A 14,882-nucleotide genomic window follows, 5' to 3' on the forward strand; every position below is an offset into this window, starting at 1 on the left:
ATGAAAAGAGAAGACGTCCTGAACGCCCTAGAAAGTGCGAATCCGGCAGGAGAAGCATTAGTTGAACTGAGTCATGCTGAACTGTCTCGTGTGTTTGGCGGCGGTGATGTACAACCAGAGACAACTCCTGTATGTGCGGTTGCTGCAACCGTTGCTGCGTCTTCAGCAACTTGCGCAGCTGTAGGTGGCGGGATCGCGGTAGGTGTTACAATCGTTCTAACAATCAAAAGCTGTTAAATCATCACGAAGATTCTCATAAGATTATAACGATTCATTTTGAGTTCTTGCGAAGTGTACAACCACTGGGTTGTACACTTTTTGGCGTTGCTCTGAATTCTTGATTATGAATCATAAATTGCTATTTTGCGAAGTGCAATTTCTGATTCATTCTTGTTATGATGAACCCATCATATGAATCGGGGGGGAATTATGATGTCAACTCTAACGACTCAATCGCACGATTCCAAATATAGTGCTCTGAATGCTTCAGCTCTCTTTTTTGAAGAGCGGAAAGACTTTTTGGACACATTGGACCAGTCTGAGAATCAAGCAGAAGCGCGTAAAACAGCAATAGACCATTGGAGGAATGAAGCTCTACTACTAGATGATAACCAATATCAGGCTCGCCTGAATGCGTCGGGCTTAAGTGAAGAAGAGTTTGGTAATCTGCTTCTGCTTTCGTTGAATACCAAAGCACTGAGCACAAATAATCCGGTAGCAAAAGAGCAAGTGCGAATCGGACTTAAAGAATGGGAAGAGGCGTTGCTTCTGAATCGCTCCATCCCTCTGCAAAGTGGAGCTCCGACCAAGCTGATTTCAGCATTCCGTCCTTTCCTGCTTTGGGCAGCTCGACAATGGGATACCTTCGTGGACGAATGCACAGAAGTACGCTTGATTGCAGATGTGGATCGTTTAAGAGAGAAGCTTCTTCAAGATCTAGCGGAGTGTCTATTACAGTTTGGGGCGCGAACGTTCGTCCTGGAACTGCATGTAGCCAAGCAGATGGGTGAGCTATACGGGGGCACCCCCGAAGAACGATTTCGCAGTTTCGTGGAAAGAAAGTTGTGGGATACAGCTCAGATCGAATTTTTGTACAATGAGTATCCTATGCTCGCCCGTATGTTGATGATCCGAACGATATTTATCGTCAACGCAACATTGGAAGCGATAGAGCGTTTTACCGCAGACCGCCCCAAATTGATCCTGACACTTGGGCTGCCACAAGATTGTGGTCGCTTGCAATCGTTTGTAGCCGGTATGGGCGATGCACACCAGAAGGGTCGTTCCGTCATTCGCATGCAATTGGAAGATGGTACCGAACTGGTCTATAAGCCAAAACCACTCGGAGCCTCGAAACACTTCAGTGATTTTCTTGGTTGGATGAACAGTCAAGGATTCCATCCCGAATTCAAACCGATGCGGGTGCTAGATCAGGAAAACTACGGGTGGGAAGAGTTTATCGTGCAGACGGGCTGTACGAATTCAGACGAGGTAGAACGCTATTACACTCGGCTTGGTGGCTTGCTCGCAATACTATACAGTATGCGCGGCACTGATTTCCACATGGAGAACGTGATTGCATCCGGCGAACACCCGACCCCAATCGACCTGGAAACGGTGTTTCACAATACACCTACACTTCATTTCCCGGATACAGCCGATGTGGAAGCCAAGAAAAAGATCGTCGATTCGGTCATCGGCACGGGGCTACTCCCACTACTACTGTATCAGAACGAGGAAGGATTCGGAGTCGAAATGAGCGGTATAGGTGGTGGTGAGCAAGTACTTCCATTCCCGGTACTTCAAGTCGAAAACGACGAAACTGACGAGATGCGTTTCGTACGCAAGGCCAAGTCTACCAAGGGATCAGAAAACATCCCTATGCTGAATAATATTCCAACACATGCAGCCAAGTATGTGGATCATATTGTGGAAGGTTTCCGACAAGCATGTTCAATTTTTCGTCGTAATCGGACGCTGCTACTTGACAAGAATAATGGTCCACTCGCACCTTTCGCAAACGACACCGTGAGAATTATTTTGAGAGCTACACAGTTCTATGCGAACTTTTTGATGGAATCGGGACATCCGAATTATACACGCGATGCTTTTAAACGCGAACTCCTAATGGACCGTCTCTGGTTTACAGTACTCGATCCACGTGCTATTGCTTCGGAACGACAGGATCTGCTATATGGCGACATTCCCTACTTCACTACGACCCCTTCTTCACTTGATCTGTTCGATAGCCGAGGCCAACGTATTCCTGAATTCTTTGCCTCTTCTAGCTATGATCTAGCTTTAAAGCGTCTACTTTCCTTAGACGACGAAGAAGATCGACAGGTGGACTGGATCATATCCTCCATTCTTGGCTCAGCTGACTGGCGTACAACAGAAAAGGAATACTGCAACAAGGATAAAATCTTGGTAAATCTTGAAGAAACGGACGCATCCGACGACCAGCTAGTAGAATCCATTGATCAGAATTATAATTTTCTGGAACAGGCTTCGGAAATAGGCGACTACCTGCTTCGAGAAGCAATCTTTAGCGTTGGAAGACATGACGCCACATGGGTTGGAGTCGGTATGAACTATAGGGGGCAATGGAACGTAGCAGCGATGAAAGGTGGTCTATATGACGGAGCTGCGGGGCCATCTCTTTTTCTAGCGCAGCTAGGACGTCTCACAGGCCAACATAAATACAGTGACCTCGCTCAACGTTCTATGCGAACATCCATTGCATCACTGCCCTATAACACTAGCTTCGGATCGGCGTTCTATGGACAAGCTTCCGTGCTTTACAGCATGCTTCAATTGTCCAATTTAGGTTTAAGTGAAAAAAACTGGAGCGAAAAAACAGCGCTGATCCTGAATCATCTACGTATGGGTGTGCCATTCGACAACTGCTATGACGTGCTGGGTGGGGGTGCAGGTATCATACCGGTGCTATTAGATCTCTACCATGAGCAAGGAGTAGAAGAAGCACTGGACACGGCCATCCTCTATGGTGACCGACTGCTGGAATATGCGATACCTGTAGGAGACGGGCTCGGCTGGCCTTCTCCCTTGAAAAGTAAACAACCCTTGGGAGGCTTCGCACATGGCTCGGCTGGCATAGCTTGGTCGCTTAATCGACTCGCCAGAATTATTGGCGATCCACGTTATCTGGAAGCAGCCGAAGCTGCACTGAGGTATGACCGCTCGCTATACGATTCGGCGAAAAAAAACTGGACGGATCTGCGGAAATTGGAGGCTCCAGAAGCCCACTCGTCTAAGTTCTGGTGCCATGGTTCCACGGGAATCGGGCTGAGTCGTTTACTCCTGCTTCAAGATAGTGAGTCCTTTGGCGGCCGCACTGTGATGCTGGACGAAATCGAAACTGCCATCCACTCATCGCTGAATGGAGGCATCGGAGCAAGCCACTGTCTATGTCACGGTGATATGGGCATTCAGGAGTTTCTACTCCAATCCGGGCTGATCCTAGGACGTCAAGAAGACTTGAAAAAAGCCCGACTACTTGCTCAGCATGTGATCCGCGAGAAAAAATTGACTGGTCATTGGCAGACTGGCGTGCCCCGTGCAATAGCCACGCCGGGATTTTTCCTTGGCTATTCAGGGATAGGATACCAGCTTCTACGGACTGTCGATCCGACAGGCGTGCCTTCGGTCTTATCGCTTGCACGGCCTGCACTCTCTTAACATCACTATCAAATTAAATCCGCCTCAACTAACCGACACTTGTAACTTTTTGTTATAGTTGATAGGATAGCAAACGTTTGCACCGCACACAACTCTGTCGCGGTGCTTCGTTGTGTTACAGGAAGACTTATTGACTACACAGCCCGATTTACTCGGGGTCAGCAACCTTTACAAGCTGTTTGCCCAGGTTATCCCCGGAGAAAAGGCCCATAAAGGCTTCCGGCGTGCGCTCAAAACCATCCACGATGTTCTCTTCGTATTGAATATGGCCTTCCTTTACCCATTTCGCTAATTTGGCCCGGCCTTCCTTAAAGGATTTGGCATAGTCGCCTACCAAAAAGCCTTTCATCAGTGCTGTATTGGTTAACAGCACCGTCTGCGGGCGCATACCGATGTCCGGCTTCTCCAAATTATATGACGAAATCTGTCCACAAATTGGAATACGCGCATTCCGATTAATATGGCGCAATACCGCATCAGAGATTTCACCGCCAACGTTGTCGAAATACACGTCTACGCCAGCCGGGCAAGCCCGTTCAATGGCAGCAGACATATCTTCTTCACGCTTATAATTCAACACCACGTCGAATCCCAGTTTTTCTTTCAGATAAGCACATTTTTCGTCAGAACCCGCAATTCCGATGACTCGTGCACCTACAATCTTGGCGATCTGCCCCGCTATCATACCTACCGCTCCGGCTGCTCCCGATACCACCACCGTTTCGCCGTCCTTTGGCTTGCCGATATCTTCCATGCCAAAATAAGCGGTCAACCCGGTCATGCCAAGCGCACCCAGGTAAGCTGTAAGTGGAGCCTCTCCTGTATCAATCAGGGAAATGTCTCCCGTATTAACGGCTGCATACTGCTGCCAGCCCCACATTCCGGATACCAAATCCCCTTTGCGCAGATTGGGCTCCGAAGACTCCACCACCTGACCAATTGTTCCGCCCTTAATCACTTCATTCAATGCATAGGGGGGAGCATAAGATTTCGTATCTTTCATGCGGCCCCGCATGTACGGGTCTACAGACAAATATAGCGTACGTACCAGGACTTGTCCTGCATCCGGTTCAGGAAGCGGTGCATCAATGAATTTAAAGTCCTCTCTGGATGGGGCACCTTCGGGACGAGACGCAAGTACGATCTGTTTATTTTCAGACACCAAAATGACCTCCTTCTTGCCAGTGGACCAGGGTTAACCCTCAGTCAGCTGATATCATTCACCACTGGCTCTATGTGAATCGCCTCTAAATAGTTTAAACCGAAACAGGCGGATCACAAACGTGGGCCGCCTGGAAATATGCAAATATCATCCCATTGAAGACACCGGGAGCCATTATTGGGCAGTCAGAATCACAGGACCATCTGCTGTAATCGCAATCGTATGCTCATATTGGGCAGACAGACTTCCATCCTGGGTACGCGCTGTCCAGCCATCCGAGTCCAGCTTGCTGCGGTACGTACCAATGTTCAGCATGGGCTCGATCGTAATTACCATACCTTCCTTGAGACGTGGACCACGGTGTGGTGGGCCGTAGTGAGGCACCTGCGGTTCCTCATGCATCTTCTCACCGATGCCGTGACCGATAAATTCACGGACGACAGATAGACCTTCACCTTCCGCATATGTCTGAATCGCATTGGAGATATCCCCGATCCGGTTGCCGACCACGGCCAGTTCAATCCCTTTGTAGAGGGAGGTTTTGGTGACATCCAGCAGGTGCTGTGCTTCCGGAGTCACTTGACCCACCGCGTACGACCACGCGGAATCGGCCAACCAGCCGTTCAGATTCACGACCATATCAATCGTAACGATGTCGCCATCCTTCAGTACATATTTTCCCGGGAACCCGTGACAGATCACATCATTAACTGACGCACATGTCGCATATTGGTACCCGTTGTATCCTTTTTGTTCCGGCGTAGCGCCATTTTTCTTCATAAAAGCTTCTGCAAACTGATCGATTTCCTGTGTTGTGATCCCTGGATGGATCATTCCTGCGATTTCTCTATGGCATGCGGCAAGGATTTCTCCGGCCTTCTTCATATATTCTATTTGTTCTTTAGTCTTCAACGTAATCATTACAGATTCTCCTTGTCCGTTAAAATCTTATCCTGTCTTCTATTGTAACGCGAAATGCTCCAAATAAAAAATTCCGTGTAATCCTCAACATCCTATTATACGCCAAGCTCCTGTCCAATGAATACTATTCCCCTTTAAAAAATTCGAAACCCGCTTCGACGGAGCCCCGTATATGCTTAAAACGGCTGAAGTCGAAAGGAGGGAAACCTCATGCTCAGGAAAATGTTAGGCAAACTTCTGGATTCCAAATCTTCTTCGCACCGTAAGCGATATAGCAGTTCCTCCGGCAAACGCAACTACAGACGATATTCATCTTCAGATGCAAAACACCGGGATAGCCGCCACGGCTCCGGTTATTATAAAAGCAGAAAACATAGCTCCAGCTAAGTGGGTATTCATTTTTTGAACCAGAAGTTCATACCAGCCTAGACTGGCGCTTAATCCGCATATGTATTGAAAGGGGTGATCTGCAACCGTCCTCACGGTTAGCAGATCACCCCTTATTTTTGGATTGATCATCGCAATTTCATCAGCACACGCTCAATATCCGCCTGTAATTCCGGCGCCCCGCCTTCGTATCCTGGACGGAGTCCAAGAAGTCGTTCCAGCATATCGTGAACTTCTGGCGTGAGCCTGAGTTCTTCCTGCCAACTGGCTGGTTTTCGACCTTTCTCCGGCTCATAAGATGAATACAGCATGAACAAAAGAAAATGACCGAGATCCTGCAAATCCTGGTCAGGTGCAGCCAGTTCATCCTCTGGCTCGGGCAATTCACGCATCCGGCGTTTCAGCTCAGGCAACAACGGCTCCCCCATGCGCCGCGCCAGGCCAAAATCAATCAAATGCACCTGCCCGTTACGTAAAATGACGTTCGGAATACGCACATCCCCATGAATAAATCCCTGCTCATGAACATGCACAATGGGAGCCAGCAGTTGTCTTGCCAGCTCCAGGCATTGCCGTTCCGTATATTTGAGACCTTGATCGAATATGCACTGTTCTAGTGTCTCCCCAAGGATATACTCGGTGACGATGTAACTGCGGGCCCGGTATGTGAACACATCCAGCAACTCAGGGATGGCTGGATGATCCATCCGATTCATCACATCCGCCTCCCTGTCCAGCAGGCGTGCAGCGAGTCTGCCCTTGCTGGGTTTGGATTCTTTTAAAGCCACATCCTTACCAGTATGTTCATCTGTACACAAATATGTCAGTCCATAGCTTCCCATGCCGAGCAACCCATTTATCGTATATCGCCCGGCGATCTCCGTACATTCCCGCCGGGGACGATCAGTCCATAGGCCGAGCAGTCTTTGCCAGCTTCGTCGCAGTTCCACAGATCCTCCCACGCCAGCCATCTGATTTCTCCCTGTTCTCCGGTTGTGCAGAGCAGATCAGCAGCCAGTCTTCTTCTTGTTGTTGTATGGGCTCATTATATCAAGCGATCTGCGCAAAATCACGACGAGGTTGGACCTTGTCCTTAAGCTTCTTTATGCTTTTTCGGCAGCAGCCCGAACAACATTCGGAGCGACGTTCCTTTGGGTTTGCGTTTTCTTCCCTGGAAGCTGCGCAGATTGGTGACCAGTTCACGGTCCCGCTCCTCTTCCAGCTTCTCATTCATCCACAGGCGCTGCTTCTCCATCTGCTCCTGGAGAGCAAGATGGGTGTCCGCCAGATGCTGCAGCGTTAACTCCAGTTCGTCTACCCGGTGCTGCAGCAGCTGGACCTGGTCATCCTGCTGTTCTACAGCGCCGAACGTCACTTCACTCACCAGCTGCCCCAAACCTTCATAGGATCTCAGAGTACCTGTTGGTTCAGGTTCCTCAGGAAATATTGCGGGCATCACTGTTGCCGCACACTCCGCCCCCAAAGCCTCCTCCATTGCCATCACAGGCACGTTTGGAGTCAGTACGGTCACCACAGCGTCTGCAAGTGGCAGGTTATGCTCCCTAAGTTCTGTCATCAGGCGTTCAATGCACTCAATATCGTCTGATTTGAACAACCTCGATTTGTTGGCGGAACGTTCGAATCGGTATCCCTGTTCCTCAAGTGCTGCCGCATATTTACGAAGAGTACTGGCACCAATGCCCAGGCTCTTGGCCGTTTCCGTCGTTGCTCCTGCTTCTTCAATCATTATTATTCCCTCCCGGAATGAAGTCTTTTTGAATACAAGGTAGTGGCTTCAGCGTTCCCTTCTGGAACTGTCATCGGATCGGGTCAACCTGTCTCATGGATCAAGTACGCATGTTTCATTTGCTTGTCCGTATGTATTCGTCGGCCTCCTTGCGGATCCCTTTGACGCTTTTCTTCTGTTTCTGCGGATTCATAAGAACTTTTGTCAGATGGCTCATTCGTAAAAATAACCCTTCATCCGACAAGGATCACGAATGTTGTCATGTCGAAATTCGTTGGTGCAAACGCCGTCATTTTTTATGAAATGGAAATATTCATGTCAATTTTGTTAACTCCGTCGCTCCAATACGCTCCCGCGACAGAGGAAATCATTGCTGCGCAGCTTTTCCATGTGTTATCTTATGTAACGTAGAAGCAATAGTTGCCATAAAATAAAGGACTATACTTAACATAAGTACCATGAAGAACGGATAAATCAAATGTAAACGGGGGCTGAACGGCAGTGTTAGGCAAATCAGGTAAAGTAGCGGTGATCGGGGCGGGACTTGTCGGTTCAAGTTGTGCGTATTCCATGATTAATCAATCGATATGCAGAGAAATTATGATGGTTGACCGGACGTATGACCGTGCTGTTGCACAGGCGCTGGATTTTTCCCATTGCATGGACTTCACACATAATCGCACGAAGGTATATGCTGGAACTTATGCAGATTGCGGCAGCATGGACGTCATTGTGCTGACTGCCGGAGCGAATCCGAAGCCAGGACAGACTCGTCTTGACATTCTGGAGGAAGCTGAGTCCATTGCCAAGGATATCGTTGTTCCCATTATGGACAGCGGATTCCGGGGGATTTTTGTCATCGCGGCCAATCCGGTTGACATAGTAACTTATATGGTATGGAAGTTGTCTGGCCTTCCGCGTGAACGAGTGATCGGTACAGGTACATCTATTGATTCATCCCGCCTCAAAACACTGCTGTCAGAGGTCTTCTCCATCGATCCACGCAGCGTGCACGGATATGCTCTCGGAGAGCATGGGGAATCCCAGTTCGTGGCATGGTCGCATGTCACCATTGGAGGCAAACCGATTATGCACATTATGGAACAGCACAAGGAACGCTTTAAACATCTGGATCTGGAGGATATCGCCCGCAAAACGAAAGATGCCGGATGGGAAATTTTCACTCGCAAAGGGTCCACTCAATTCGGAATCGGTAACGCCCTCGCGCATATTACCCGTTCGATCCTCAATGATGAACACAAAATCATTGCAGTCTCGGCGATCCTTGAGGGAGAGTACGGACAGCGCAACGTCTGTGCAGGTGTCCCGGCCATTATTGGCGGGAATGGGATTCAGGAGATTATTGAATTGAATCTGGATGCATCTGAACGTGAGAAATTCGAGCGGTCCTGTGAGGTTTTGTCAGGCAGCATCAATCGCCTTACCCTGGTCTAACCCTTCCCTTCATTCGAAGACGTTTATAACCAGGTGACCATACAATATAAATACGCCAATGACGCTCCTTGATAGGATAGGAGGTTATTGGCGTATTTTGTGTTCGTCGTTGATTGGTTCAGACGACGGCTCAGCTTGGTGCAAGCTGAGGTTCATCTGCCGGCCCCCATTGCTGCAATACCCGCTTTAGTTCGCTCAGCATGATCGGTTTGCTTATAAAGTCACGCATGCCCAACTCCAGGCAAGCTTCCTTGTCTTCCCGTTTGGCATTTCCGGTTACCGCAATAATAGCCGGAATCCGCTCCTGCGGGATTAAGCGGTGTACAAGGTCTGTCGCTTTCAGTCCATCCATAACAGGCATCTGAAGATCCATCAGGACAATATCATAGGCATTTTGCGAAATGGCTTCAATAGCCTCGACTCCATTTGCGCATACATCCGCCTGATAGCCGAGCTTCTCCAGATACTCTGTTAAAATCTTTCGATTTACTGGATGATCCTCGGCAACCAGAATACGTATCGCCACTTTATCTCCCTGGCGTGTGCGGTCATGACTAAATTGACGTGCAGATTGCTCTGCCTCTGCGGTCGCATCTACACTTGTGGCAGGCACAGCGAAGCGGAAGGTTGATCCCTCTCCATCTTTACTCTCCACACTGATACTGCCTCCCATAATCTCCACAAGCCGCTTCGAAATCACCAATCCAAGGCCTGTCCCGCCATATTTGCGGTTAATCACAGGATGCAGTTGAGAGAAGGACTGGAACAGCTGATCCAGCTTATCTTCCGGAATGCCGATTCCCGTATCCTTCACCGCAAAATCCAGTACACTCGCTTCCGGTCTATTGCCGCGAATAATATCCACCGTAACATCGATGCTCCCATGATCCGTAAACTTCAAGGCATTACTCACCAGATTAACGAGTATTTGCTGAATACGCATTGCATCACCGACCATATATTCAGGAATATCGGGATTAAGTCGATATCGGATCTTCAGCTGCTTCTCTTTCGCTCTAGGGGAGAAAAGCTCCGCAACCTGTTCCAGCATGATGCGCAGCGAGAACGGTTCGTAGGCCAGAGCCATTTTCCCGGACTCCAATTTACTGAAATCAAGGATGTCATTCAAAATATTTAATAGGGCATCGCCGCTCTCACGAATGATCTCAGCGTATTCCCGCTGTTCGTCCGATAAATCCGTGCCGATCAGCAATTCAGTCATGCCTACAATTCCATTCATCGGTGTACGAATTTCATGACTGACCATGGACAGGAATTCCGACTTCGCCTGAGCCGCGAGTTCAGCCGTTTCCTTGGCGCGTACAATTTCGCGATCACCAGTCACATCATTGAACACGATAACGGCACCACGAATCTGACCCTCATCGATAATGGGTGTAACCTGGTATTCCACCAAAAAGCTGGTTCCGTCTTTGCGCCAGAACACATCCTCCTTTACTGTACGACACTTCCCGTCCATCACGGTCATATGAATCGGACATTCATTTTTTGGAAAATAGCTACCGTCTGCACGTGAATGATGAATAATGGGATGCGAGCTTTTGCCGACAAACTCTTCTGCTTCGTAGCCGAACATGGAAGCAGCAGCTGGATTCATAAACCTGGTGATGCCATCTGCGTCCAATCCATAGATGCCCTCTGTAACCGAGTTGAGGATCAGGGCATGCTGTTTGCTAAGCTCCTGAATCTGTTCCATATAGTCCTTACGTTCCGTAATATCCGACAGAATCCCGTAAACCCCCACGAGTTCCTGATCCACAATGATGGGGACATTAATGATGGATACATCCACCTTCCTACCACCGGAATTCACGATTCGAGATTCATAGTGTTGGGGTTTGCCCTGCTTCACCAGTTCAAAATAAGCCTGTCCGCTGTGTACCTCACATGGGTCCAAGTTCGAAAGAAAAGACTGCCCGATCAGCTTGCTTCGAGGAATATTCAGCATTTTGACCAAATTGCGATTTACGGCAGTATACTTACCTTCGAGACTCAACGAATACACCGCAGCCGGATTATGCTCGAACAGAGATTTGTAACGCTGACGACTCTCCCGCAGCCGTCTCTCCGCATCTTTATGCTGGGTAATATCCCGACTAATGCTCACAATCTGCGTACTCTCGCCCTCATCTCCAGCCACAGGCTTTGCCAGAGTCTCCATCCAGACATAATGCCCTTTCTTGTGCAACACTCGCATTTTGCAACCATTACCAATCATGGACAGTTCCATCGGGTCAGGATAATCTCCGGGGTAACAGTAATCCTTGAAGGATTTGCCTGTGACTTCCTCCGGTCTATACCCCAGTAACGTATACACGGAGGGCGAAACGTACAACAGCTTGCCATCTATTGAGCAGGTAGTGATCAGGTCCTGGGCATGATCAGCCAGCACCTGATATTTCTCCTGTGTCTCTTGCAGCTTCCGTTCAATTGCCACAACTTCAGTAACATCTTTGGCAATCCCGTATATTCCCACAACTTCTTCTCCCACAGTAATGGGAATATACGTAATCTCCGCATGTTTAACAGAACCATCTTTATGGTAAAAAGCCATTGAATCATTGACGGAACGTCCAGACAACACCTCGCCAATGTATTTATTCCTCAGGCGATCACTTTCCGGAGGACAGATCCGATCACGACTTATTCCGATCAGATCTTCAATTTTATATCCTGATATCCGCTCAAACGAGGGATTGGCGTCAATATGATTTCCATGGATGTCCATCACATATATGGCATCCGGGTGATTAAAAAACAGCGATTGATAATAACTTCCATCAGAAATAACACGCTTTAGGGTTTCCGTTTTATTAATATCCAAGGCTTACCCCTCTTTTCTCAGCCTATATCTTCATCTAACAACCAAAAAATATAATTTTCGGCGAAATGGGCCTACCCTCGAATAACCATGAAAGCCTCCCTAGAAACAGCTTTTTTTTATTTTACCAGATTCCAGTTCAAATTTGCTTACAATCTCATCATTTAAAAATTTGATATTTTAAAATTAAAATGAATAAATCCCCATCGACGCCATACGTTTTTTTCCGCGTACGGTGTTGATGGGGATCTTTATTTAACGACGATCTGCCTTGAAAAAGGTGGATCAAATTTCTTTTTTTCTAAAATACAAAACTCCGATTAAAATGAAGAGAACTGCACTGCCTCCAACGACCGCCAGCAACGTCCCAAGCGGAACATTGTATGCTCCGAAGCCTCCGCCTTCTATCGGTGTCATGAGGATCATGGGCTGCGCCCAAGGATAATACGGGCCGAAGGTCTTCGAGTTGATAATCAGAATATTAGGTACGGTCAACGCAAAATTCAATGCCAGCGGAGCGGCAAAACTGCTCCATACCAAGGAAACGAACATCTGGAGAGCTGCGAGTGGCACACAAGCAAATAGCCCCAGCAGCAGCTTGCCTGTAAGGAATCCCCATGGAACAGGGTCCGTCATACCCTGGATCGTACCTGCCAGCAGAATAGACCCCAGCAACAATAATTGTGTGCCTGCCAGAAGCAAAATCACGATGGTCAGCTTGCCTGCATATACACCTGTTCGGGTAAGTGGCAGCACCAGCATTTGCTTCCATCCTCCCCCCGCATGCTCAAAGCGACAGACGAAAGAGGTAAATACACCGGTCAGGATTGGCAGCAATAACAAACCATGCAGAAAGACCATCGTGCCCATAAGTACACTCCATTGACCGGAAGGAGTGGACAGCAGCCCAATAAGCAAAGCAATTAACGGACTCAGTAGAACTAGAAGCCAGACAGGAGATTTGCCCATTTTGAGGCGTTCAGAGGACAGGATTCGGAAATAGCTCGTCGCAAAACTCATCTTAAGCCACATCCTTCCGGCTAAAGTGCATCATACCCAGCAACATGATCAGGAGACCCGAACCCACACCCATACCTGCATACAGGAAAGGCTTCGAGCTGCTCCAAGCCATCTGTGCCCAAGCGAGCGGAAAGTTCGGTGAGATACTAAGTGCGAACATGCCCATTACAGCGAGTACAATACCAAGCGTGACAGGAAGAGCCTGATTTTTGTTTACCATGGTAAGCCACAGCTCCAGCGATAACACCGGAAGCGCACCAGCCAGTGGCAGCAACCCCAGCTTGATTGCCTGTGACCAGGGAATCGCTCCGGCATCGAATCCAAGCACCAGTCCCAGACCAATGATTCCCGCTGTTAATAACAAACAGGAGATGATAAGAAGCATACAAGCGAGCAGAAATTTGGCCAGGTATACCGCAGGTCTGGTAATCGGTATCGCCAGGAGCTGCTTCCACGAGCCCTGTTCATGTTCAACATTTGCGATCATCGAGCTGAGAATTGTCGCCCCCAGCATCAACGCAAGCGGTACAAACACAACTACATTCTCCAGCAAACTCTCCCACAGATTCCCTGCATACAGTTCTTTCAGGTAGTCCAAACGCAACCCGAAGTTCAGAGCCTGCATGACCGTGAGACCAATAGGCGCCAGAAAAACGAGAAACCAGATGCCTTTGCCACGAATTTTGAGCCAATCGGACGATAACGCACGGCCCGTCATACCTTTGCCCCCTCACCGATGACCCGCATGAACAAGTCCTCTAAGGATTGACGGTGCTCCTCCACACGATAGACCGCATGGTCCTGCTCGACCAATCGACGAACCAGCAGTGCAATCGCGCTATTATCCATATACGGAAACGTGAGCGCCGCGCCTTCACGTTGACCGAATTGTCCCTGCTCTCTTGCCAGCTTCATCGCCTCTTCCGGCTCGGAGACCGTCAGCCGAATAGAGCTGCCCGTCTGGCTGTGCAGATTGGCGATCGTATCCTGAAGGACCATCTTCCCCTCACGGATAATGCCGACCCGGCTCGCCATCTGTTCCACTTCACTCAGCAAATGGCTGGAAACCAGCACGGTGATGCCGTGTTCCAGCGGCATGCGTTTGATTAACTCCCGGATCTCCTGAATGCCTGCCGGATCGAGTCCGTTCGTCGGCTCGTCCAAAATCAGCAGATCCGGCTGGCCCAACAGGGCACTCGCAATACCCAGGCGCTGTTTCATGCCAAGCGAATAACCTTTTACGGAACGTTTGGCATCCCGGGTCAAGTCCACGATGGAGAGCACTTCGGCAATCCTCGATTTGGGTACATCCAATATCCGGCGCAAGGTTTCCAGATTCTCCACCGCGTTCAGATGTCCATAATAAGACGGATATTCAACCAATGACCCTACACGTCGCAGAATGTCCATGCGATCCTTGCGGATATCCTTGTCGAATATACGGATGACACCTTTGGTCGGCTTGATTAAGCCAAGGAGCATGCGAATGGTTGTTGTTTTGCCGGCGCCGTTGGGACCAAGGAAGCCGTAGATGTCTCCCTTTTTAATATGCAGATCAAGTTCACGGACCGCCGCACGGTCCCGGTATGTTTTCCATAAGTTAGCGGTTTGAATAATATTATCACTCACTGTTAATCACCTCGGATATC

The 14,882-nt window shown here is 48.8% G+C and carries 12 protein-coding genes; 4 read left to right on the forward strand and 8 right to left on the reverse strand.

The features are described 5' to 3' along the window. Together Q0V21_RS29480 and Q0V21_RS29485 are read left to right on the forward strand one after the other, a co-directional pair. On the forward strand, nt 1–237 hold the full coding sequence (locus Q0V21_RS29480) for a mersacidin family lantibiotic (RefSeq protein ID WP_094938128.1): 237 nt from the start codon (nt 1–3) through the stop codon (nt 235–237). A gap of 192 nt (nt 238–429) precedes the next feature. Continuing rightward, complete coding sequence (locus tag Q0V21_RS29485) at nt 430–3,699, forward strand: type 2 lanthipeptide synthetase LanM family protein (RefSeq protein WP_301881919.1); 3,270 nt, start codon at nt 430–432, stop codon at nt 3,697–3,699. A gap of 148 nt (nt 3,700–3,847) precedes the next feature. Here Q0V21_RS29485 and Q0V21_RS29490 read toward each other — a convergent pair whose 3' ends face one another. Together Q0V21_RS29490 and map are read right to left on the reverse strand one after the other, a co-directional pair. Further along, nucleotides 3,848–4,861, reverse strand: coding sequence for an NADP-dependent oxidoreductase (locus Q0V21_RS29490; protein WP_301881922.1), 1,014 nt, complete (start codon nt 4,859–4,861; stop codon nt 3,848–3,850). 174 nt (nt 4,862–5,035) lie between these two features. Then, complete coding sequence (gene map / locus Q0V21_RS29495; RefSeq protein ID WP_301881924.1) at nt 5,036–5,782, reverse strand: type I methionyl aminopeptidase; 747 nt, start codon at nt 5,780–5,782, stop codon at nt 5,036–5,038. Between the two features lie 210 nt (nt 5,783–5,992). On the opposite strand from map, the gene Q0V21_RS29500 reads away from it, so the two are divergent. Next, on the forward strand, nt 5,993–6,169 hold the full coding sequence (locus tag Q0V21_RS29500) for a hypothetical protein (RefSeq protein WP_301247370.1): 177 nt from the start codon (nt 5,993–5,995) through the stop codon (nt 6,167–6,169). Nucleotides 6,170–6,297: 128 nt separating this feature from the next. On the opposite strand, the gene Q0V21_RS29505 is transcribed toward Q0V21_RS29500, so the two are convergent. Together Q0V21_RS29505 and Q0V21_RS29510 are read right to left on the reverse strand one after the other, a co-directional pair. Then, nucleotides 6,298–7,140, reverse strand: coding sequence for a serine/threonine protein kinase (locus Q0V21_RS29505; RefSeq protein WP_301881930.1), 843 nt, complete (start codon nt 7,138–7,140; stop codon nt 6,298–6,300). 122 nt (nt 7,141–7,262) lie between these two features. Next, nucleotides 7,263–7,916, reverse strand: a complete 654-nt coding sequence (locus Q0V21_RS29510) for a MerR family transcriptional regulator (protein ID WP_301881932.1) — start codon at nt 7,914–7,916, stop codon at nt 7,263–7,265. 501 nt (nt 7,917–8,417) lie between these two features. Here Q0V21_RS29510 and Q0V21_RS29515 point away from each other — a divergent pair. Further along, entirely contained in the window at nt 8,418–9,371 is a 954-nt protein-coding gene (locus Q0V21_RS29515; RefSeq protein ID WP_301881934.1) for an L-lactate dehydrogenase, read from the forward strand. 130 nt (nt 9,372–9,501) lie between these two features. Here Q0V21_RS29515 and Q0V21_RS29520 read toward each other — a convergent pair whose 3' ends face one another. The 4 genes from Q0V21_RS29520 to Q0V21_RS29535 form a co-directional block, all read right to left on the reverse strand. Next, nucleotides 9,502–12,216, reverse strand: coding sequence for a PAS domain S-box protein (locus Q0V21_RS29520; protein WP_301881936.1), 2,715 nt, complete (start codon nt 12,214–12,216; stop codon nt 9,502–9,504). Between the two features lie 282 nt (nt 12,217–12,498). Then, the gene (locus tag Q0V21_RS29525) at nt 12,499–13,233 is read right to left on the reverse strand and encodes an ABC transporter permease (RefSeq protein WP_079348748.1); all 735 of its coding nucleotides are present in this window, start codon (nt 13,231–13,233) and stop codon (nt 12,499–12,501) included. A gap of 1 nt (nt 13,234) precedes the next feature. Then, nucleotides 13,235–13,951, reverse strand: a complete 717-nt coding sequence (locus Q0V21_RS29530; protein WP_079348747.1) for an ABC transporter permease — start codon at nt 13,949–13,951, stop codon at nt 13,235–13,237. Further along, entirely contained in the window at nt 13,948–14,862 is a 915-nt protein-coding gene (locus Q0V21_RS29535; protein WP_079348746.1) for an ABC transporter ATP-binding protein, read from the reverse strand. The genes Q0V21_RS29530 and Q0V21_RS29535 overlap by 4 nt, the downstream gene beginning before the upstream one ends. Nucleotides 14,863–14,882 lie beyond the last annotated feature (20 nt).

The sequence above is a fragment of the Paenibacillus sp. 11B genome (assembly GCF_030487755.1).
In the GTDB taxonomy this organism is placed as follows: Bacteria; Bacillota; Bacilli; order Paenibacillales; family Paenibacillaceae; genus Paenibacillus; species Paenibacillus vandeheii.